Raw genomic sequence first — 21256 nt, forward strand, 5'->3', positions numbered from 1 at the left:
TTTGCTCCGGTTCCGCTGGCGGCAAAGGTCCGCCCGATGAAACCAGTTTCGACGTTCCCATGGTGGGAAGGTCAAGTACTGTTTAAGCGCCTGATACGCTCATCCGCTACCCTGGGGCAACCCGGGCGCGGCGTCGTCACGTAGCAACCGGGAAACGTGGCAACGCTCAGAGCGCGGGCGGCGCTTTCAGCATCGCGCCGGCGATCTCCACCTGCTCGTCGCGGCCTCGCTCGCGCAGTGTGTCCGCAGCGCCGCGGCGGTCCGCGCCGGCCTTGTTCTGGCTCAGCTTCCACTTGCCGACGAGCTGCGTCACCTCGATCTCGATGCCGACGATCGCCCCCAGCATCTGGGAGAGATAGTCGGCGGGAGCGTCGCCCATCTTCCACGGCTGTGGCTCGCTCGCTTCCATCCTGCGGGTCAGCCGGGCGACGAAACCGCGCACGAACGCCTCGTCGTCACGCACGGCAATCCGGCCATGCGCGTGCACCACCATATAGTTCCAGGTCGGCACCTGCCGGTGCGTCTCGTGCTTGCTCGGGTACCACGTCGGCGAGATGTACGCCGTCGGACCCTGGAAGATCACCAGCGCGTCGGGCCGGTCGGCGGCCTCGCGCCAGACGGGGTTGGCCCGCGCGACGTGCGCGCGCAGCGTGCCATGCGGCCCGCTGGCCGGATCGAATTCGAACGGCAGATGGTTGGCATCGAGCCCGTTGGGCCCGTGGGTGACGAGCGTGGCGAACGGATGTTCGGCCATCAGCCCGTGCAGCATCTCAGGGCGGTTTTCTTCGAAGTGGGCAGGGATATACATACAAGCTCCGGATGCGAAAGGACGGCAGCAATTGCGGGGGGGACCGCTTACGATAGTGCAACAATCGGCGTTGTGCTCACGGGAACGGTATCCCCGAGCCGTTGCGCTTGCCTGGCCGCCAAGGATACGATACAACCGGATGTCGGCATCAGATTCGCACAGCTTCGCATCGGACCCGGGGGGGCGCCATGCGGACAGGACCGCGCTGAGCGTCGGCACCCAATGGACCGCTGTTCCGCAAGAATCAACGAATGATAAAAACTCGACGAGAACTGTTTTCGCTTTCCTGGAGTTGCGTGTCGCTCGCCGGCCTTGCGTTTCTTGCGGGATGCGCCTCTTCACCCACCGTCGCGCCAAAGACTACCGGCTGGATCAAGGACGAAGTCGCCGATTCTTATGTTTTCGCCTATCCGCTCGTTCTGATGGACCTGGCCCGCGAAGCGGCCACCGGTACCGATCTGGGGCAGGCTCCCGTCAACACGCTGCGCCACGCCCAGGCATTGCCTCCTGTCGGCGCCACCAGCCCATCGACACCCAGTCTCGACACGCTCGATTCGACCGGCTGGCTGGATGTCAGCGGCGAACCTGTGATCCTGTCGCTGCCGGATTCGCATGGCCGCTATCTCGACGCCCGCGCGCTCGACATGTGGACCAACGTGATCTGGTCGACGGGCGCGCAAACCGACGCGCGTGTTGGCGGTCTGAAAGCGAAAACGATTGCGTTCGTCCCGAAGGACTGGCAGGGCACCTTGCCCGCGAATGCAAAGCGCATCGACGTACCGACGCGCTATGTCTGGATCGACGTGCGCGTGCAGTCGAACGGCAAGCATGACCTGACGGCCGTGCGCAAACTGCAACGCGCGATCCGCGTCGCGCCGCTCAGCGTGTTCAACGGCGATACGCGGGTGGCTTCGGTGGTCGCGGGCAGCCATTCGCCGGATACGGGCGTATCCGGTACGCCGGCCGCGCAGGTCGCCGCGCTCGACGCCAATGGCTTCTTCAACCGGCTGGCGCAGGCCTTGCAGGACAACCCGCCATCGCCGGATGATCCGCATGCGTTGAAAATTCTCGGCAATCTCGGCGTGAGCCCCGGTGAGCCGGTGGCGTTGCCGAAGAACGCCGGCGACGCAATCGCTGCAGGCCTCGCCGACGGTCGCGACCGCGTCGCCACGCCTCCGTCCAACCTGCTGATGGCCAATGGCTGGAAATGGTTTGGCGATGGTGTCGGCAGCTATGGACCCGACTATGCGCTGCGTGCGTACGCGGCGTTCACGCAGCTGGGCATCGGTACAAAGGACGACGAAGTGCGCGCGATGGTGGCGCTCGATAGCGATGGTCACGCACTCAATGGCGCGAACCGCTATGTGATCCGCTTCGAGCCGAACCAGTTACCGCCGGTGCGCGGCTTCTGGTCGATTGCGGCTTACACGAAGGATGGCGCACTCGGCGAAAGCGCACCGGCGCACGTCGCGGTGGGCGACCGCTACGGCGCGCACCGCAATCGGGACGGTTCGCTGGATGTGACTGTATCGTCAGCGCGCGGGAAATCCGCGAACTGGCTGCCGGCCCCGCGCGCAGATTTTCAGCTTGTGATGCGCTTGTATGCGCCGAAGCCGCAGGCCACTGACGGCACGTGGCAGCCGCCGGCCGTCGTGCGTCAGTGATGTGACAGACGCGGGTCCGCGCCATGTGGCGCAGGACTCGCGGTCGTACGCGGCGCGAAGCCCGCTGCCTGCGATTTACCTTTCCTGGCATTGCTGTTGCCATACAGTTTCGCGAAGTATACTTTTCGCAATCTGGACTTACGTCATCGCGGTGGGCTGCCGCCGCATCACCGGCGACCAAGCATGGCAAGCACCAACAAGGCAACCCTCGTTTCTTCCCTGCAGGCCGTGCGCGGCGTCGCGCAAGCCCGTCGAACCCGACGCATCATCATCGGGCTGCTGATATTCCTCGTGGTGTTCGGTCTGCTCGGCTTTTTTGCGGCGCCTCCGCTGATTCGCCACATCGCCGAGCAACAGTTGAGCAAGCAACTCGACAGGCCTGCCACCATCGGCCGCGTCGCACTCAATCCGTACACGCTCAATCTGGAAGCGAACCACATCCATGTAGGCGAGCGCGGCGGTGCGGGCAATTTCATCGACATCGAGCGGCTGATCGTACGGCCGTCGTGGTCGTCGCTGTTTCGTGCGTCGCCGATCATCGACGAAGTGAGGGTGGATTCGCCGCGTTTCCATATCGTTCGCTACGATGCGCAACGCTTCAATTTCACCGATCTGATCGAGAAGTTCACGAAGCAGCCGTCGAATCCGGAGAGCAAGCCGACGCCCTTCTCGGTGTCGAATATTCACATCGAAAACGGCCGCATCGAATTCGACGACCGCCTGCTTGGCGTGCAGCATCTGGTTGACCGCTGGTCGCTCGGCATTCCTTTCATCGCGACACTGCCGTCGAAGACGGACATTTTCGTGCAGCCACAACTGCGTGCGCGCGTCGATGGCAGTCCGCTTGCCATTGACGGCAGAACGAAGCCGTTCTCCGCATCGCGTGAATCGGAAGTCGCGCTTCGTTTCGACGGGCTCGACGTGCCGCGCTTGATGTCATATGTGCCCGCGAAGCTGCCTGTCGTCGTTCAGTCCGGCAAGCTGTCGAGCGACCTGAAGCTGCATTTCGTGATGACCGGCGACGCACCGACGCTGAGCGTCACCGGCACCACCGATCTCGCCGATATCGATGTCGTCGATGACGGCAAGGCGCCATTCTTCGCAGCGCACGGATTGCATGTGGCCGCGGCATCACTGGAGCCGCTGAAGAGCGTGTATCGCTTCGACGAGATCCGGCTCGATGCGCCGAACGTGGCGTTGTCGCGTGACAAGGACGGCGTGTTGAACGTTCAGCGGATGTTCGCGCCGGCGCGCGAAGCGCAGGGTCAGGCCGGCGCGCAAGCGCAGCCCCCGGCCACAGCAGGCGCCTCAGCCGCGGCAGCCAGCGCGCCTGTCGGTGCTTCGTCGGCACTGGCGGAACAGAAGGCCGCAGCGCCGCTCGATCTGTCGATCAAACGCTTCGCCTTGAACAACGGCACAGTGCAGATTGCGGATCATGGCGTGGCAACGCCGGTTACGCTGGGCTTCGCGAACATCGATGTCACGCTGGCAAACTTCTCGACGCTCGGCCAGCCGCTGGCGCAATACACGCTGGCGATGGCGTTCAAGGACGGTGGTTCGTTGAACGCGTCCGGCTCGCTCGGTCTCGCCGCGAAAACCGCGGACTCGAAAATCGACCTCAAGGCCGTGCGCCTGCCGTTCCTGCAGCCGTACCTCGACGGAGTGACGGCCGCGCAGGTCATGGACGGCACGCTTGGCACAACCGCGAACGTGAGCGCGAACTGGGCAAAGTCGCGGCTGGAATTGCTGGTCGGTGAAAGCGAACTGAATCTGCAATCGCTGAAGCTTGCGGCGCGCGGCACGAAAGAGCCCATCGTCACGCTCGCCGAGGGCAGTGTGAAGGTGAAACAGGTCGACGTCTCAGGGCGCAAAGCAGATATCACGGGCGTCGATGTAACGGGCCTCACGGTGGAGGCACAGCGCCTGAAGGACGGCAGCATCGATCTGGCTGCGCTGGCGGGCCCGCACGAAGCCGCGCCGGAATACACGGCGGTGCACAAGGTTCAGAAGGCACATGAGCAGGGGCCGGCGTGGCGATACCGGATCGGCGAGCTGAACCTGAAAGACGCTTCCGCGAACTTCACCGACAACACGACGACGCATCCGGTCAAACTCAGCTTCACGCCGCTGCAGCTAAAAGTGCAGCAGATCACTGACGACCTGAGCAAACCGCTGCCCATCGACCTGCAGGCGACGCTCAATCGCAAGGGCACGCTCGGCGTCACTGGCGATGTCGCCGCGACACCGCTGAAGCTTGGGCTGAAGATCGACGCAGACCGTCTCGACGCCGCGGCTCTTGAGCCGTACTTTGGCAACAAGCTGAACGTGACGATCGCGAGCGCGCTCCTGAACGCGAAGGGCGATCTCGCGGTGTCACAAGGCGCGAAGGGCAGGCAAGGCGAAAGCGCGCTCAAGGCGTCGTACCACGGCGACACCGCGCTCGTCGACGTCCGTATGCTCGACAAGGCCACCTCCGATCCGTTTGCCGGCTGGGGTTCGCTTGCTTTGACGAACCTGAAGGCGAACTATGACGAGCACGGCACCGACGTCGACGCTGGCAAAGTGACCTTTTCGAACTTCTATGGCCGTGTCCTTCTTGATGCACAGGGCAAGCTGAACCTGAAAGACGTGGTCGCGCAGGAGAGCGGTACCGCGAAATCGCTGACGCGCGAGAAGAGCGGCGGCAGGGAGCCCATCCCGTTGACGCCGCAAGCCGCATCGGCTCCGGAACCCGCGTCGGCACCGGTCACGCCGCCGACTGTGACTGCCGCGACACCGCCACAGAGCCCGGTGAAGATGCACTTCGGTCAGCTGGTTTTGCAGAACGGCAGGGTCACGTACACCGACAACTTCATCAAGCCGAACTATACGGCGAACCTCGTCTCGATTCAGGGCACCGTTGGCGCCTTTGGCACGCAATCAACCACGCCCGCACCCGTCGACGTTGCCGCGAAGCTCGCCGCAAATGGTCCGATCTCGATTCGTGGCACGGTCAATCCGCTGATCGCGAAACCGGCGCTCGATCTAACGGCGGCCGCGCACGACATCGAGCTGACGAACCTCACGCCTTACTCGGCCAAGTACGCGGGTTACCCGATCACGAAGGGCAAACTGAACGTCGATCTGCACTACAAGCTCGACAACGATCAACTCACCGCGAATAACCACCTGTTCATCGACCAGTTGACGTTCGGCGACCATATCGACAACGACACCGCCACGAAGCTGCCGGTGCGTTTCGCGATATCGCTGCTGAAGAACTCACGTGGCGAGATCGACGTGAACATTCCCGTCTCCGGCTCGCTTTCGAATCCGGAATTCAGCATCGGCGGGTTGATCTGGCACGCGGTGCTGAACCTGCTGGAGAAGGCCGTGACCGCGCCGTTCTCGCTGCTTGCCCACGCGTTTGGCGGCAATGGCGAAGAAATGGGCTACGTCGAGTTCGATGCGGGCTCGGCGAAGCTCACGGAAGCTGCCACCCAGAAGCTCGACACGATCGCCAAGGCGCTCGCCGACAAGCAGTCGATCAAGATCGACCTGATTGGCCGCGTCGACCCGGCCGTCGACGAGCCGGCGCTGCGCTCGCTGTACGTTGATCGTCTGGTGAAGCAGCAGAAGATCAAGGACGTGGTCGGCAACGGCGAGAGCATTGACCCGTCGACGATTGCAGTCGATCAGAAAGAGTATGAGAAGTATCTGGCGAAGGCCTACAAGGATGGCGACTTCAAGAAGCCACGCAACTTCGTTGGCCTGACGAAGACGCTGCCCGACGACGAGATGAAGGCAGCGCTCGCCGAACACGCGCCGATCAGCGATGCCAGTCTGCGCGATCTTGCGCAACAGCGTGCGCAAGCGGTTCAGCAGTACTTCGAAGGCAAGATCGACAGCAGCCGGGTGTTCATCGTCGCGCCGAAGCTCAACGTGGGAGGCATCAAGGACAAGGGCGCGCCGACGCGCGTCGATTTCGGACTGAGATGAGTGACGCTCCCGGCGGCGCGCAGATCAGGCGGCGCGCGTCGGCGCGCGCAGCGCCGTCTGTTCGATGATGCGGGCGAGCGTCGCGAAGGCCGGCCCGATCTTCTCATTCGGCACGCACGCATAGCCGAGCAGCAGCCCCCGCCGCATGGGTCCTTCGCCGCTGTAGTACGAGGTGAGCGGCCGCACAATCACACCTGCGTCGTAGGCGGCCGCCACCACTTCGCGGTCGTTCGCGTGGTCGGGCAGGCCAAGCACGAGGTGCAGACCGGCTTCGTCGCCCATGACGGGCAACGCGTCGCCGAATTGCGCGGTGATTGCGTCGATCAGGATCTGCCGGCGTTCTCCGTACAACGCACGCATGCGCCGCACGTGCGACGTCAGGTGGCCGTCCATGATGAATTCGGTGAGCACGGCCTGCTGCATCAACTGCCCTTCGCGATACAGTTCCGCGACGCCCGTCCGGAACGTATCGACCATATGCTCCGGCGCAATCATGTAGCCGATCCGCAAACCCGGAAACAGCATCTTCCCCAGACTGCCGACGTAGATCACCTGGCCCGCATCGTCCAGCCCCTGGAGCGACGCGAGCGGGCGGCTGCCGTAACGGAACTCGCTGTCGTAGTCGTCCTCGATGATCCAGACGCCGTGCTGTCTCGCGTATTCGAGCAGTGTGCGCCGGCGCGGAAGACTCATCACCATTCCAAGCGGATACTGATGCGATGGCGTAACGAGCGCGAGGCGCGGCGGATCCTGCAGATCCTGTTCGCGCGGATTCAGCCCTTCTTCGTCGACCGGCACTGGTACCAGTGTTAACCCGGACGATTGCAGCACGCTGCGCGCGCCCCAATAGCACGGCTCCTCGACCCACGCGCGGTCGCCGGCATCGGTCAGGAGCCGCACCGCGAGATCGATCGATTGATGAATACCCGTTGTGATGATGATCTGGTCCGGCGCGCACTTCACCGACCGCGCGACCCGCAGATAGTCCGACAGCGCGCGCCGCAGCGGCCTGTAGCCCCCGCCTGGCGCGTATGTCAGCAGATCGGGATTGGCTTCCTTCCACAGGCGGGCCTGCAGGCGGCTCCAGGTGCGCGCCGGAAACTCGGCGACGTCCGGCACGCCCGGCATGAACGCCCCCCACTGTTTGAGCGAGACGCCCGCCTTGTCGATCAGCCGGCTGCCGCGCGAAGACAGGCCGCGGCGTTCACGCCTTGGCGGCTGCGGCAGTGCAGCAAGATCCGTGGCGTCGGCGACGCTGGCGGGCACCTGCGCCGCGACTGTGACGGCGGCCGTCTTGGGGCCGCCCACCGCGGCGCTGTCCGGGCGCGTGTCGGCGACATAGGTACCGCTTCCGGTCGTCGAGATCACGTAGCCCTCGGCGGTCAACTGATCGTAGACGTGCAGCACCGTGTTGCGCGCGATGCCGAGGTCGCCCGCGAGCGTGCGCGAACTTGGCAGCTTGACGCCGGGCGGCAGCTGGCCGGTCAGGATGGCCTGCTGCATCAGCCGCAGCACCTGCCGGTAGACGGGTTCGGCCGCCACCCGGTCGAGCCGTGCGGCAAGCCAGTCAGACAATATGACCGTGTCCAAGTGGTTCTATCCGGAATAATGAAATGGTTCCATATTGTAGAACCGGAACGGGCTATAGTGGATCACGCGATTGATGCAAACTCCTCTTTCGAGGGGAGCCAGCCGGGATGACGAAGGAGACGTAGTCGATGAAAACGAACGATGTGATCGTCAGCTTTCGAGGTGTGCGCAAGACGTATGACGGTGAAACGCTCGTCGTCAAGCAACTCGATCTCGACATTTATCAGGGTGAATTCCTGACGTTGCTGGGGCCGTCGGGCTCGGGCAAGACCACCTGCCTGATGATGCTGGCGGGCTTCGAATTTCCGACGGGCGGCGAGATCTGGCTCGACGGCACCCTGCTCAATACCGTGCCGCCGCATAAGCGCAACATCGGCATGGTGTTCCAGAACTACGCGCTGTTCCCGCACCTGACAGTCGAGCAGAACGTGGCGTATCCATTGACGGTGCGCAAACTGTCGGCTGACGAACGGGCACATCGTGTCGATAACGCGCTCAGGATGGTGCGCATGGAGAGCTTCGCGAAGCGCTACCCGGCGCAGCTGTCGGGCGGCCAGCAGCAGCGTATTGCGCTCGCCCGTGCGCTGGTGTTCGAACCGAAGCTGGTTCTGATGGACGAGCCGCTCGGCGCGCTCGACAAGCAGCTGCGCGAGCACATGCAGTACGAACTGAAATCGCTGCACGAAAAACTCGGCGTGACCTTCGTCTACGTGACGCACGACCAGGGCGAAGCGCTGACGATGTCGGACCGCGTCGCCGTGTTCGACAAGGGCATCGTGCAGCAGCTCGATACCGTCGACAGCCTGTACGAATCGCCGTGCAACGAGTTCGTCGCGAACTTCATCGGCGACAGCAACAAGCTGCGCGGCACGATCGCCCATGTGGACGGCGAGTTCTGCGAATTCCATCTGGCCGACGGCACGCGCCTGAAAGGCCGCAACATCGGCGGCGCGCAGGCGGGCACACCGGCCGTAGCGTGTATCCGGCCCGAGCGCATGAAGCTCGCGGGCGGCGCGAGCCGCCACGGCTCAAACGCGCTCGCCGGCGAGGCGCGCGGCCTCATCTATTTCGGCGACCACGTGCGCATGCGCTGCGGGTTGTCCGAACAGGACGAGTGCTTCGTCAAGGTGCCGCTCGGCACCGAAGCACTCGATACCTTCGCGCCCGGAGCACCGGTCGCACTCGAATTCGCGCCCGAGCATCTGCGCGTTTTTGCCTGAGTTCAGCAGTACCCAAGCACGATAACGACCCTGACAGACCACCAGAAGAGAGAGGAATACACCATGTTGAAGATCGGGAAATCGCGCTGTGCCATCGCCGTCGGTGCGCTTGCGCTGGCGCTCGGTTCGGCGCAGGCCATGGCTGCCGAGCTGACGGTTGTCAACTTCGGCGGCGCGAATGGCGACGCGCAGAAGGCGGCGTTCAACGAGCCGTTCGCCGCGCAGTCCGGCGCGAAGGTGACCGCCGTCGAATACAACGGCGAGCAGGCCAAAGTGAAGGCGATGGTCGAAGCGAAGCATGTGAACTGGGACGTCGTCGAAGTTGAATCCGGCGACCTCGGCCGTGGCTGCGACGAGGGCCTGTACGAAAAGCTCGACTGGTCAAAAATCGCGAAGAAATCGGATCTGATTCCTGAAGCGCCGCAAACGTGCGGCGTCGGCATCTTCGTGTGGTCGACGGCGATGGCGTACAACGCCGACAAGCTGAAGACCGGTCCGGCAAGCTGGGCCGATTTCTGGAACGTGCAGAAATTCCCGGGCAAGCGCGGCATGCGCAAGGGCGCGCGCTACAACCTCGAATTCGCGTTGATGGCCGACGGCGTCGCGCCGAAGGATGTGTACAAGGTGCTCGCCACGAAGGAAGGCCAGGACCGCGCGTTCAAGAAACTCGACGAACTGAAGCCGAATATCCAGTGGTGGGAAGCCGGTGCGCAGCCGCCGCAGTTCCTCGTCGCGGGTGACGTGGTGATGTCGACGGCGTACAACGGCCGTATCGACGCCGCGCAGAAGGAAGGCAAGAACCTGAAGGTGGTGTGGAACGGCAGCATCTACGACCTCGACTACTGGGCGATTCCGAAGGGCACGCCGAACAAGGATCTCGCCGAGAAGTACATCGCTTACACGGTGTCGTCGAAGCCGCAGCAGGAATACGCGAAGCACATCGCTTACGGCCCGGTGAACGACGCGGCCATCAAGGCGCTCGACGCCAAGACGCTCTCCAATCTGCCGAACTCGCCGGCCAACGGCAAGAACGCCGTGCTGCAGAACCTGACGTTCTGGACCGACCACGGCGACGAACTGGAGCAACGCTTCTCGTCGTGGGCTGCGAAGTAAGCGCATTGAAGCGTCAGCTGGACCGTAGTGTGTAGTAACCCCGGATGGCGCTGCTTCGCACGCGAAGCAGCGCCGCGTCGAAGCAGAAACGCGCACGCATGCAGACCTGTGTTGCACGATTCGATGCCACGCATGCAAAGCAGGAGACAGCTGTGACCACGATGACGATCGCCGCCGATTCCACGCCCGAATCGTCGAACAAACTGAAGCGCGAGCTAAAGGCCGCGGAAGCAAGAAAGCGTGCGATGGCGCTCCTGCTGATCGCGCCGCTGGCGATTTTTCTGCTGCTGATTTTCGTTGTACCGATTGGTGCGCTGTTGACGCGCGCGGTGCAAAATCCCGAGATCGCGACTGCGTTGCCGCATACGGTGACGGTGCTGCGCGACTGGGATCGCAGGTCGCCGCCGTCAGACGCCGCGTTCGCCGCGCTCGCCACCGATCTGACGGCCGTCGCGGACGGCGAATCGATGGGCGCGCTTGCGCGACGCCTGAACACGGAAATTCCCGGCTATCGCTCGATGGTCGCGAAGACCGCGCGCGCGATGCCGCTCAACGACGACGCGGGCCACACGCTTGCGCCGGCCCAGATCCGCGCAAAGCTGATTGAAATCGATGAGCGCTGGAACGATGTCACCTACTGGCAGGCCATTGCGAAGAACGGCAGCCGCTATTCGCCGTTCTACCTGCTCGCTGCTCTCGATCACAAACAGGATGCGTTCGGCAATATCGTGCCGACCAATCCCGAACAACAGATCTATCTCGCCGTCTTCAGCCGCACGTTTGTGATCGGCGTCGTGGTGACGCTGTGCGCGCTGCTGCTCGGATATCCGCTCGCCTACTGGATCTCGACGCTTTCCGAACGGCGCGCCAACCTCGTGATGATTCTGGTGCTGATTCCATTCTGGACATCGATCCTGGTGCGTGTTGCCGCGTGGATCGTGATTCTGCAAAGCGAGGGTCTCGTCAACAAGGCGCTGATCGGCAGCGGTCTGATCCAGGCACCGCTTGCGCTGCTGTTCAACCGCGTCGGCGTGTATATCTCGATGACGCACATCCTGCTGCCGTTCATGATCTTGCCGCTCTACAGCGTGATGAAGTCGATTCCGCCGACTTACCAGCGGGCTGCCATTTCGCTTGGCAGCCATCCGTTCGCTGCGTTCTGGCGCGTGTATGTGCCGCAGACGTATCCCGGCATCGGCGCCGGCGCGCTGCTGGTGTTCATCCTGGCGATTGGCTATTACATCACGCCCGCGCTGCTGGGCGGACCGAACGACCAGATGGTCAGCTACTACGTCGCGTACTTCACCAACGTGACGATCAACTGGGGCATGGCGTGCGCGCTCGGCGGGCTGCTGCTTGCCGCGACACTCGTGCTGTATGCGATCTATGGACGCTTCACGCGTTCGTCACTGAGCCTCGGCTGAGCGCGCCCGGAGACTGCGATGAAACTCTCGAAACCGTTGTTTGCGCCGCACACGTCGCTGGTTGAGCGCGTGTGGTATTTCGCGCTGCGCGGGCTGGCCGTGCTGACGCTGTTGTATCTGATCCTGCCGGTGCTGGCGATCGTGCCGCTGTCGTTCTCGTCGAGCACGTTTCTGGTGTATCCGATACCGGGCTGGTCGATGCGCTGGTATCAGAACCTGATCGCCTCAGACGAGTGGCGCATGGCGGCAAAGAACAGCTTTATCGTGGCGCCTTCGGCGACGGTCGTGGCGACGATCCTCGGCACGCTTGCAGCCATCGGGCTGACGAAAGCGAATTTTCGCGGCAAGGCGCTGCTGATGGCAATCCTGATCTCGCCGATGATCGTGCCGGTGGTGGTGGTGGGTGTCGGCATGTATCTGTTCTTTGCGCCGATCGGGTTGGCGAATACCTACATCGGGCTGATTCTGGCTCATGCGTCGCTGGGCGTGCCGTTCGTCGTGACGACGGTGGCGGCGACGCTGCAGGGGTTCAACTACAACCTGGTGCGCGCGAGCCTCTCGCTCGGGGCGAATCCGGTGAAGACGTTCTTCCGCATCACCTTGCCGGTGATCGCGCCAGGGGTGATTTCGGGGGCGCTGTTTGCGTTCGCCACCTCCTTCGACGAGGTGGTGGTCACGCTGTTCCTTGCCGGTGCGAATCAGACGACGTTGCCGCGTCAGATGTTCACGGGTATCCGCGAGAACATCAGCCCGACGATCGCCGCGCTTGCGACGATCCTGATTATCTTCTCGACGTCTCTGCTACTCGCACTTGAATGGCTGCGCGGCAGGAATGCGGCGCGCGCGGTGGCTGCCTGACTGAAGTCCGTCTTTGGGGCGAGCGCGTTTGCCTGGAAGAAGGCCCGCCTTGCGGTGCATCACGCGACCTGGTTTGCACACGAACAAGGCCTCGCTCAAGCATCAGGCGATACTGGCGGAGAGTCGTTTGAACACATCAGACAAGTCAGTTGTCGGCCCGTCCCGGGCATCGCGGGTGTTCAGTTCCCTTTCTGCCGGGGGCGCGGCATCGCCGCTCAAGAGAAGTTTCTGGATGCTGGAAGCAGAGTCGCCATTGCAGGCATGCGCGACGTTGCAGGGTCACGCGGTCGCTGACGTCGCGATCATCGGCGGCGGGTATGTGGGTCTATGGACCGCGCTGACGATAAAGGACATCAGTCCAGACACGAAAGTCGTCGTGATCGAACAGGATGTTTGTGGCGGCGGCGCCTCTGGTCGTAACGGCGGCTTTGTGATGTCCTGGTGGCCAAAGATCGCTTCGCTGCTGACTTTCTCGGAGACGCAGGAGGCCCTTTTTCTGGCGCGCGCATCGGAGCAGGCGATCGGTGAGATAGAGGCGTTCTGCGGCAGGTACGGCATAGACGCGCATTTCCGGCGCGCTGGCTGGTTGTGGACCGCGACTTCGGAGGCCCAACTGGAATCGTGGCGTGCGACGATAGCCGCCTGCGAGCGAGTGGGCGAAAAGCCCTTCGAGGCAGTTTCGAGTGATGAAGTTGCCCTCAGGACGGGATCGGGCGTGCACCGCTCGGGAGTCCTGGAGCGAACTAATGCCACTGTGCAACCGGCCGCATTAATTCGAGGCATGCGCAGGGTCGCGCTGGAGCGTGGAGTCCTGATATACGAAAACAGCCAGGTTCGTGAATTTACCCACGATTGCCCTTCAGTGATCCGTACCGCAAACGGCGAAATCCGTGCAGAGACAGTTGTGCTGGCCACGAACGCCTGGGCGGCATCCATCCCGGAACTTTCGCGGTTGATCGTGCCGGTCAACAGTTCCATCGTTGTCACCGAGCCGGTTCCTGATCGCCTCAGATCAATCGGCTGGACGGGCGGCGAAGCGATTACCGATTCCCAGTTGATGGTCAATTACTACCGGACAACACGTGACGGCCGGATTGCATTCGGAAAGGGGACGGGTGCGCTCGCCTTCGGCTCGGCTATCGGCAGCACGTTCAGTTACCACGAAGCGAGCTGTTCGCTTGCACTGCAGGATTTCCGGCGCACATATCCGATGCTCGCTGACGTCCCGATTTCGCACGCGTGGTCCGGTCCCATCGATCGTACGTACGACAGCCTGCCGGTGTTCGGGACTCTGCCTGGCACGGAGCACGTCCACTACGGCATTGGCTGGAGTGGCAATGGTGTAGGGCCGAGCCGGATAGGGGGCAAGATACTGGCCAGTCTGGCTTTGCGACGGTCAGACGAGTGGAGTCATTGCTCGCTCGTTGAGCGCAAGCCGAAACAGTTTCCACCGGAGCCCATCAAGTATCTCGGAGGTTCGCTGGTTCGTCGTGCCGTCCTGCGAAAAGAGCGTCGCGAAGCGGTGGACGGCAAGGCCAGACGAATCGACATCGCGCTCGCCAGGCTCGCGCCCTCCGGGCTTGAAGATAAAGCGTAAGGCCGTGGCAACTGCGGTCAACTGACGGCCGGTCCTCCCTGCTTGTGCCAATGCTCGTCCCATGTCATTCGTATTCCTGGTAAGTTATTGATTTCTCTATCTCCTTCATGCGATTGCACTGAACACAGGATTTCGGTTTCGCAAAGCTTGAGATTGTGATCGGTCGGACTGGTAAAGTGTGTGCGCCGCAGGTATTGGATAGGCGTGCTACTGATCAACGTGATCGGCTCGGATGGCTTGAGGCCGCTTTTTTGAGAGCGAATCCGGACTGCACGGCGGGCCCCACTGCAACTGACCTGATAAAGTGGCCGCTGAAGGCTATATTGACCCTTCTGCTTGAACCTTGTGCTCGTTTTTAACGGGTTTTGTCAGCATGACTTTTTGAATCTGTTGCGATGCGATTTCCTTTCCGGTTAGTCAGTCTGCTTGCCGCAGCAGTGTTTCTTCTCGCCGGCTGCGGTCTGTTCGGTTGTGGCGGTGCTGCGACCAACGGTGCCGCATTCGGTGGATGCCACGTCGGTAGCAACTTCTGATTTTCAAGCGTCTATTGATGTGTCTGCCACCCCCGAAGGCGGCCAGGATGGTCGGCCTCGCTTCTTTTTACGGGTTGTGTCGCGATAACGAAACGCCTCCCATTTGCAAAGGCTTTGGCGGGCGGAGAGCGTTTGGATCCGGCTTACGATATCGACCTTTTGCGCCTTGCGGCCCGCCGGCCTGGTTGCCGGCAGGTGCGCATTGAGCATAAGCGAATGGACCGAAACGACGGACGGCGCCGCAGTCTGTTTTATTTCAGGAATGTCATCTGCACGACCTTCACGATAACAAGGCCGACTGCCAGCACCAGATAGCCGCGCAGCACGCCCATCCAGACACGCTTGGCCAGCGTCAGGTTCGGAGGGGGCAGTTCGTCTAGCGGAGGCATGCGCCATGTCGCGCGCGCGTCCTTCGCATACGACTGCACGTTTCCGTCCGCCGGGTCATTGTGCAGCCTGCGAATCCCGACCGTTGCGGCATAGCCAATGACGGCCAGCAGCGTCCCGCCCGCCAGCACTTCGAGAATCGTTTCGCCCGAGATGTCCGGATACATCACCGACGCGGTCAGGATGATGGACAGCATGACCAGCACCCAGATGACGGCGCCCGTGAACAGGTTGAGCTTCTTCGAGTTGACCCACGGGCCCAGCACGGCCTTGTCATTGCAGAGCAGCAGCAGGAACACCGTGGCGCTCGGCAGCAGCACGCCCGCAAGCGTCTGCACCGCCATGGTCAACAGGCCGAGCGGGCTGCCCGGAATCAGCACCAGCGCTGCCGCCGCGGCGACGATGACGAAGTACACCAGATAGAAGCCCTTCGCGTCCGACACGCCGCGATGCAGCGAGTGGCGAATCCTGAACACATCGCCGATGGCGTAGGCGGTCGACAGCGACACCGCTGCAGCGCCGATGATGCAGGCGTCAAACAGGGCCACGGCAAAGAGCACAGCCGACGTGCGCCCCGCATATTTCTCCAGTCCAGCGATCACGCCTCCCGCGTCGGTGAAATTACCGAACTCGGGCCTTCCGTCGAACAGCGCCGCACAGAAGGAGATCATCGCTACTGCACCGATCAGCACGAACACGATGCCAATCCACAGATCGGCCTTCTCGTATTTCATGAATCGCGGCGTGATGCGCTTGTCCACCACGTAGCTCTGCTGGAAGAACAGCTGCCACGGCGCGACTGTGGTCCCGACGATGCCGATCACGAGAAGCATCACGTCAGAGAGCCTGGAGTGGGCGGGCCAGTTCGGAATGAAGAAGTCGCGCGCCAGCTGGCTGACCGGCGGATGAATCGACACCAGCACCGGCACCAGCAGCAGACTCAGCACGCACAACGCCACGGCGAAGCGTTCGAAACGGCGGAAGTTGCCGGTGCTGACGGCGGCCATCGTGAGCGCGGCGGCAATGCACACGCCGGCGATCTTCGAGAGGCCGAAGAAGTCAAGGACGAATGTAATCCCGATGAACTCGGTGACAATGGTCAGCGCGTTGAGAATGAACAGGTCGACGACGCTGAACGCCCCCCAGAACTTGCCGAAGCGTTCGAAGATGAGGCGCGCGTGGCCGACGCCGGTCACGGCGCCGAGCCGCAGCACCATTTCCTGGTTCACGAACAGCACGGGGACCAGCAGCAGCATGGTCCAGAGCAGGGTGGTGCCATAGTTTTGCCCCGCCTGGGTGTAGGTGCCGAAGGCGCCGGCATCGTTATCGCCGACCATGACGATGAGCCCGGGTCCGAGAATGGCCAGCAGCGTTCGAAAGCGCGCCCACCAACTGGTGCGCGGGGCGGTGTCGTGGTGGGCGATGGTGCCGAGCGCCCCCTTGATGTCGCCGAGGTGGGCTTCATCGAGCACGGCGCTGCGCACGGCTGTGATCTGGGTAGGAGTGGAGGACATGTTGTTTTCTTCGCGTGGTCTGGTTATTGAAGGAAGAACGCGTCGCTCCGGCATACGTAAAGGAGTGGTTCGCCGGGCGTGAACCATGGGACGGAGTCGCCCGGCGATGGTATCGCTTGCGTATGGCGGAAAAGCGCGCAGGAAATTACGAAATGAGCGCTTTGAGGCGCAGCCAGAATGCAGCGAGCCTATGCGGTTCGCCGGTGTGCAGCGCAAGCATGGCGTCGTAGTGGTCGCGCGATTCCCGGACATGCGGGAACTGCGACAGGAGGAGGCCAAAGGTCATGATATTTCTCCGTGCGTTGTGCTTAACGCGGTTCGCGGAAAGCCAGCAGACACGGAGGTCGGGCGCGTTACGTGCGCGGCGACGGACGTCTACTCGCTTTCCTCAGGCAAAAGTAAAGGTGAGCGGCATATAGGGTAACTGTCACTGTCTGGCATGGCGGCTCCTTGTCGGCGTCTGATACGCGTGTCTGCTACACGCGTGTTTATCCACGTTCGTGCGTGGCCCGATGAATCAGCGATGAATCAGCGAGTCACGCACAAACGCTGCCGCGAACCGAGGCTCGCGACGTGATGCCATACGGACGCGCGCAATCGCCGCGGCCATATGACGCTATTTAAGGTGCACGAGGAGGGATACTACGGCGCGCACCGTCTGCCTGCTGGCAAGACGGCGGCTTTGAAGGGAAAGCGCGGACGTCCTGCCGGTCAGGCAGCGAAATCTTTCGAAGGTCGACTACTGCAGGTGTCCAAGGCATCAGCCTCATTTGTGAAGACTGTTAAATTTTAGGGGTCTGGTGAATCTGAAGTCAACATGATTCTTAAGCAGAGCAAAGATATTGCGAAGCCGGTCTCGCCGGCACCGATGGCCGGTCGGTATGGCGCCGTATTCTTTCAAAGTGACAGGAAAGGAGGCCATATGAACGTACGTGGTCGATGCTGCGAATGCGAAGCGAACGTGTTCATCATCTGACGTTTTGGCAAGATTCCGCGTGCGATGCCTTTTATGCGTTTTTTACTTGCGGTTCTGCACGCGCGCCGAATACAATCCGCCCGTCTCATCAAAAGGAGTCCCTCGTGGACGCATGTTCCAGTAGTGGAAGTCCGATGCCGGCCCGTGCCGGCAACGTCATCGCGGGATAGCGACCGCAGGAACCTTCCTTCGCCGCTAGCTCGCTTCAGTCGGGTTAGCGCGCTTCATCACTGACTGGCTTTGTGCCGGTCTGTCAGCAGCACGCTTCCTTGGTTCGACCGCCTGTCGCAAGTCCGCTTGCGAGGCGCAGTCACGTCTTCACACGTCGCCCGGCTTTGCCGGGCTGGACGGGAGTGGGCTTATGCTCGTGAAACGATTTGTCATGTCTTTCGGCGGAGCGGCGCGCCTGCCGCGTGCGCAGTGCGTTGCCCTGTGGATTGCGGCACGTGCGCATTGTCTCGTCGCGCCTTCCTTCGATCGGACGATTGCTCGCGATACCGGCGAACGCCGGAATGCGGGCAGCGTTCGCGCCCGCACCCTCAAGCCGCTGTGCCGCACCGGGGAGAGGGTCGCGCGCGCAGCGCTCCGGCTCGCTTATGCCGGCAATCCTTTGACGCCAACCGGCTACGCGATCCTCGCGCTGACGGTTGCCGCCATCGCGCTGGTCGCGATGTTGTCCACGGCGCCCGTCTCTAGAGAACTGTGCAGCGCGTTACGGCTGAGCTGGTGGTTTTCCTGAACGCAGCGCGCGTTCACGGTCCCGCCACACTGCGCGTGTCATATGGCTGAACAAACCCGTTGTTTGCCCGGATAACCAATCCTTGACCTGTCATGAAACAACTCAAAACACAACGCCTGCGCTTCGCTTCGCCGGTTAGCCTGACCTTCCTGCTGTCACTCGGGTTTGCACCGACCGCCTTCGCGCAGACTGCCAATGAGGTGGCCCCCGCTTCGACGCCTCCGCAGGCTGAGGCGCCGTCATCGCCTGCGGCCGGAGCGGAAAGCCCGGCCGTGACAGCCGACCAGACGCCGCCGGTACCCACGGGCTTCTGGGACCGTCCCAACCTGTTCGGCGAGATGGGCGGGTTGCGCACGTGGCTCGGCAACTACGGCGTGACCTTCAACCTGCAGGAAACCAGCGAATATCTGAACAATCTGTCGGGCGGCGTCAGGCGGGGCGGCGCATACGACGGGCTGACCCAGTTCGGCATCGTCGTCGATACGGACAAGGCGGTCGGCCTGCCGGGCGGCACGTTCAGCTTCTCGGGTCTGCAGATTCACGGCACCAATCTGACCCAGCGGAACCTGCTCACCTTGCAGAGCGCGAGCGGTATCGAAGCCGACAGCACGACGCGGCTGTGGGAACTCTGGTATCAGCAGTCGCTTGTCGGCGGGAAAGTGGATGTAAAGGTCGGTCAGCAGAGCCTCGACCAGGAGTTCATGATAAGCCAGTACGCCACCCCGTTCATGAACGCGACGTTCGGCTGGCCGGTGCTGCCGTCGGTCAACATGCCGGCGGGCGGGCCGGCCTATCCGCTTTCATCGCTGGGTGTGCGCGTGCGCGCCAAACCGGCTGATGCATGGACGGTGTTGGCCGGCGTCTTCGACGGCAATCCGGCGGGCAACGGTGTGGGCGATCCACAGCAACTGAATAGCCACGGCACCAACTTCAACCTGGGTAACGGCGCGCTCTTCATCGGCGAAGTGCAGTACGCGATCAACCAGCCGCCGCCCAACGCGTCCGATCCGCAACCGGCGGGCCTGCCGGGCACGTACAAGCTGGGCTTCTGGCACAACACCGAGCGCTTCGACGATCAGCGGGTCGACAACACCGGCCTGTCGCTCGCCAATCCCGCGAGCACGGGCATCCCGCAGACTCACAAGGGCAACTACAGCTTCTACGCGGTTGCCGACCAGATGGTCTGGCGACCGAACGCGGACAGCCCGCAGTCGGTGGGCGTGTTTGCCAGAATCATGGGCGCGCCGGGCGACCGCAGCCTGGTCGACCTGGGCGTCAATGCCGGTGTGACGCTCAAGGCGCCATTCAAGGGGCGCGACAACGATGTGGTCGGCGTGGCAGTCGGCTACGCGAAGATCGGCTCGCATGCCCAGGATCTCGCCAGCGACACGGCCTCGTTCACGACACCGGGGTATCCGTCGCGCAGTGCTGAAACCGTCGTCGAGGCGACCTACCAGTATCAGGTCACGCCGTGGTGGCAGTTGCAGGCCGATTTCCAGTACTTTTTCCGACCGGCGGGCGGGATCCCCAACCCGGAGAATCCTTCGCAACGGGTCGGCAATGAAGCGGTGGTGGGGGTGCGCACCAATATCGTGTTCTAACGACTGGATCGCGCGGCATTGTTCGATCATGGGCGCAGCCCGGTTGCCTGTCACAGGTCAACGCATATTCCCGGTGTGGCCCAGCGAGTAGCGGCCCGGTTGCGGCCAGACGGTGAGGCCGTGGGGTTCCATGCCAACCGGAATGGATTTGACGGAGCCGGTTGAAGTATCGATCGCGTAGACGACATCGTCAAAACGGCCGGACAGCCACAACGTCTTGCCGTCTGCGCTGACGTTGCCCATGTCAGGACTGCCGCCTCCCGGAATGGGCCAGGTCGTCAGGACCTTGCGCGTCGCGAAGTCGAGCACCGACACACTCCCTTTGCCGTGGCGTGGTCCGTGAATGAGATTGGAGCCTCGATTCGAGATGTACAGTTTTGTTCCATCCCGAGCTGGATACAGTCCGTGTGTTCCGATGCCGGTCGGGATAAACCCTAGCTTCGTGAAGCTGTCGCCGTCGACCATGAAAACACCATTGGCCATCATGTCGGCCACATAGAACACCTTGCCGTCCGGTGAGACACGAATGTCCTGCGGCATACCCTTCCTGTCGAGTTGAAGGTAGCCCACGACGTTGCGCTCGACGAGATCGATCTTGGCCAGCTTCCCACCGAATTCACAGGTGAAAAGCGCGTACTTGCCGTCGATCGAGAAATCGGCGTGATTGATGCCCTTGCACTCCGGGACGGGAAGGCTCGATTGCAGCGTCATCGTATGCGGATCGCGAAAGTCCAGTCGCGCGTGCGCCTCTGCCACCACGATGGCTTCCTTGCCGTCCGGCGTGAAGTACATGTTGTAGGGATCGTCGACCATCACCTCCTTGCCAGGCTTGCCCGTCTTCGGATCGATCGGAGTCAGGCTGCCGTCCGGTCGACCCTCGGCGTTGTTGGCCACCCACAGCGTCTGCAGATCCCATGAAGGGACGACGTGTTGCGGGCTGTAACCGACGTGAAACCTGCCGACGACCTTGAGCGTGGCCGGATCGATCACATAGACGTCGTTGGAGCGCAGATTGGGCACATAAACCCGCGCCAGCGCGCCCGCTACCGCTGAACTGAGGTGACCGGCGCCCGCTTCGCTGTACAAATTGCGAGCGTCCGGAACGGGCGGCATACCAGGTACGGTCGCAATAGCCGGCGCAGCGGACGAGATACCGGTGGCACACAAGCCAGCTGTTGCCAAACAAACGGACAACATGAGCAGCGACAATTTACGAAAACATGGAGGCACGGTGAATTCCGTCATTGGGCGGCG

14 protein-coding genes are annotated in these 21256 nt (G+C 62.5%); 9 read left to right on the forward strand and 5 right to left on the reverse strand.

Translation table 11 applies throughout. The annotated features are described in order from the left end of the window. Positions 1-166: 166 nt before the first annotated feature. Positions 167-808, reverse strand: a complete 642-nt coding sequence (locus tag B0G77_RS31500; RefSeq protein ID WP_133665785.1) for an FMN-binding negative transcriptional regulator — start codon at positions 806-808, stop codon at positions 167-169. A 251-nt stretch (positions 809-1059) separates the two neighbouring features. On the opposite strand from B0G77_RS31500, the gene B0G77_RS31505 reads away from it, so the two are divergent. Next, positions 1060-2472: a DUF1254 domain-containing protein gene (locus B0G77_RS31505; protein ID WP_133665786.1), complete on the forward strand. Its 1413-nt coding sequence runs from the start codon at positions 1060-1062 to the stop codon at positions 2470-2472. A 183-nt stretch (positions 2473-2655) separates the two neighbouring features. Then, positions 2656-6450, forward strand: a complete 3795-nt coding sequence (locus tag B0G77_RS31510; protein WP_133665787.1) for a DUF748 domain-containing protein — start codon at positions 2656-2658, stop codon at positions 6448-6450. Positions 6451-6474: 24 nt separating this feature from the next. Here B0G77_RS31510 and B0G77_RS31515 read toward each other — a convergent pair whose 3' ends face one another. Beyond that, on the reverse strand, positions 6475-8040 hold the full coding sequence (locus B0G77_RS31515) for a PLP-dependent aminotransferase family protein (protein WP_133665788.1): 1566 nt from the start codon (positions 8038-8040) through the stop codon (positions 6475-6477). Between the two features lie 128 nt (positions 8041-8168). On the opposite strand from B0G77_RS31515, the gene B0G77_RS31520 reads away from it, so the two are divergent. The 5 genes from B0G77_RS31520 to B0G77_RS31540 all read left to right on the forward strand — a co-directional run bounded on the left by B0G77_RS31520 (position 8169) and on the right by B0G77_RS31540 (position 14252). Continuing rightward, on the forward strand, positions 8169-9260 hold the full coding sequence (locus tag B0G77_RS31520; RefSeq protein ID WP_133665789.1) for an ABC transporter ATP-binding protein: 1092 nt from the start codon (positions 8169-8171) through the stop codon (positions 9258-9260). A gap of 63 nt (positions 9261-9323) precedes the next feature. Continuing rightward, positions 9324-10373: an ABC transporter substrate-binding protein gene (locus B0G77_RS31525; protein ID WP_133665790.1), complete on the forward strand. Its 1050-nt coding sequence runs from the start codon at positions 9324-9326 to the stop codon at positions 10371-10373. A 152-nt stretch (positions 10374-10525) separates the two neighbouring features. Then, positions 10526-11797, forward strand: coding sequence for an ABC transporter permease (locus B0G77_RS31530; protein ID WP_133665791.1), 1272 nt, complete (start codon positions 10526-10528; stop codon positions 11795-11797). Between the two features lie 18 nt (positions 11798-11815). Further along, on the forward strand, positions 11816-12655 hold the full coding sequence (locus B0G77_RS31535) for an ABC transporter permease (RefSeq protein WP_133665792.1): 840 nt from the start codon (positions 11816-11818) through the stop codon (positions 12653-12655). 127 nt (positions 12656-12782) lie between these two features. Further along, on the forward strand, positions 12783-14252 hold the full coding sequence (locus B0G77_RS31540; protein ID WP_243751286.1) for an FAD-binding oxidoreductase: 1470 nt from the start codon (positions 12783-12785) through the stop codon (positions 14250-14252). A gap of 784 nt (positions 14253-15036) precedes the next feature. Here B0G77_RS31540 and B0G77_RS31545 read toward each other — a convergent pair. Beyond that, positions 15037-16686: an Nramp family divalent metal transporter gene (locus tag B0G77_RS31545; protein WP_133665793.1), complete on the reverse strand. Its 1650-nt coding sequence runs from the start codon at positions 16684-16686 to the stop codon at positions 15037-15039. Between the two features lie 145 nt (positions 16687-16831). Continuing rightward, positions 16832-16972 carry a hypothetical protein gene (locus B0G77_RS43545; RefSeq protein WP_166656311.1) on the reverse strand — a complete coding sequence of 47 codons (141 nt, stop codon included), beginning with the start codon at positions 16970-16972 and terminating at the stop codon, positions 16832-16834. Positions 16973-18044: 1072 nt separating this feature from the next. Here B0G77_RS43545 and B0G77_RS31550 point away from each other — a divergent pair. After that, positions 18045-18401 (forward strand): hypothetical protein, encoded by a 357-nt coding sequence (locus B0G77_RS31550; protein ID WP_133665794.1) that lies wholly within the window; start codon positions 18045-18047, stop codon positions 18399-18401. Positions 18402-18493: 92 nt separating this feature from the next. After that, a complete protein-coding gene (locus B0G77_RS31555; protein WP_133665795.1) occupies positions 18494-20002 on the forward strand; it encodes a carbohydrate porin in 1509 nt (502 codons plus the stop codon). Between the two features lie 57 nt (positions 20003-20059). Here the strand turns inward: B0G77_RS31555 and B0G77_RS31560 are convergent, their stop codons facing one another. After that, the gene (locus B0G77_RS31560) at positions 20060-21199 is read right to left on the reverse strand and encodes a YncE family protein (protein WP_133665796.1); all 1140 of its coding nucleotides are present in this window, start codon (positions 21197-21199) and stop codon (positions 20060-20062) included. Positions 21200-21256 lie beyond the last annotated feature (57 nt).

Source organism: Paraburkholderia sp. BL10I2N1, from assembly GCF_004361815.1.
In the GTDB taxonomy this organism is placed as follows: Bacteria; Pseudomonadota; Gammaproteobacteria; order Burkholderiales; family Burkholderiaceae; genus Paraburkholderia.

Bases quoted from the DNA above. Each gene is read 5' to 3' on its own strand.
- B0G77_RS31500 (WP_133665785.1), bottom strand. From the start codon at position 808: ATGTATATCCCTGCCCACTTCGAAGAAAACCGCCCTGAGATGCTGCAC.
- B0G77_RS31505 (WP_133665786.1), top strand. From the start codon at position 1,060: ATGATAAAAACTCGACGAGAACTGTTTTCGCTTTCCTGGAGTTGCGTG.
- B0G77_RS31510 (WP_133665787.1), top strand. From the start codon at position 2,656: ATGGCAAGCACCAACAAGGCAACCCTCGTTTCTTCCCTGCAGGCCGTG.
- B0G77_RS31520 (WP_133665789.1), top strand. From the start codon at position 8,169: ATGAAAACGAACGATGTGATCGTCAGCTTTCGAGGTGTGCGCAAGACG.
- B0G77_RS31525 (WP_133665790.1), top strand. From the start codon at position 9,324: ATGTTGAAGATCGGGAAATCGCGCTGTGCCATCGCCGTCGGTGCGCTT.
- B0G77_RS31535 (WP_133665792.1), top strand. From the start codon at position 11,816: ATGAAACTCTCGAAACCGTTGTTTGCGCCGCACACGTCGCTGGTTGAG.
- B0G77_RS31545 (WP_133665793.1), bottom strand. From the start codon at position 16,686: ATGTCCTCCACTCCTACCCAGATCACAGCCGTGCGCAGCGCCGTGCTC.
- B0G77_RS43545 (WP_166656311.1), bottom strand. From the start codon at position 16,972: ATGACCTTTGGCCTCCTCCTGTCGCAGTTCCCGCATGTCCGGGAATCG.
- B0G77_RS31550 (WP_133665794.1), top strand. From the start codon at position 18,045: ATGTCTTTCGGCGGAGCGGCGCGCCTGCCGCGTGCGCAGTGCGTTGCC.
- B0G77_RS31555 (WP_133665795.1), top strand. From the start codon at position 18,494: ATGAAACAACTCAAAACACAACGCCTGCGCTTCGCTTCGCCGGTTAGC.
- B0G77_RS31560 (WP_133665796.1), bottom strand. From the start codon at position 21,199: ATGTTGTCCGTTTGTTTGGCAACAGCTGGCTTGTGTGCCACCGGTATC.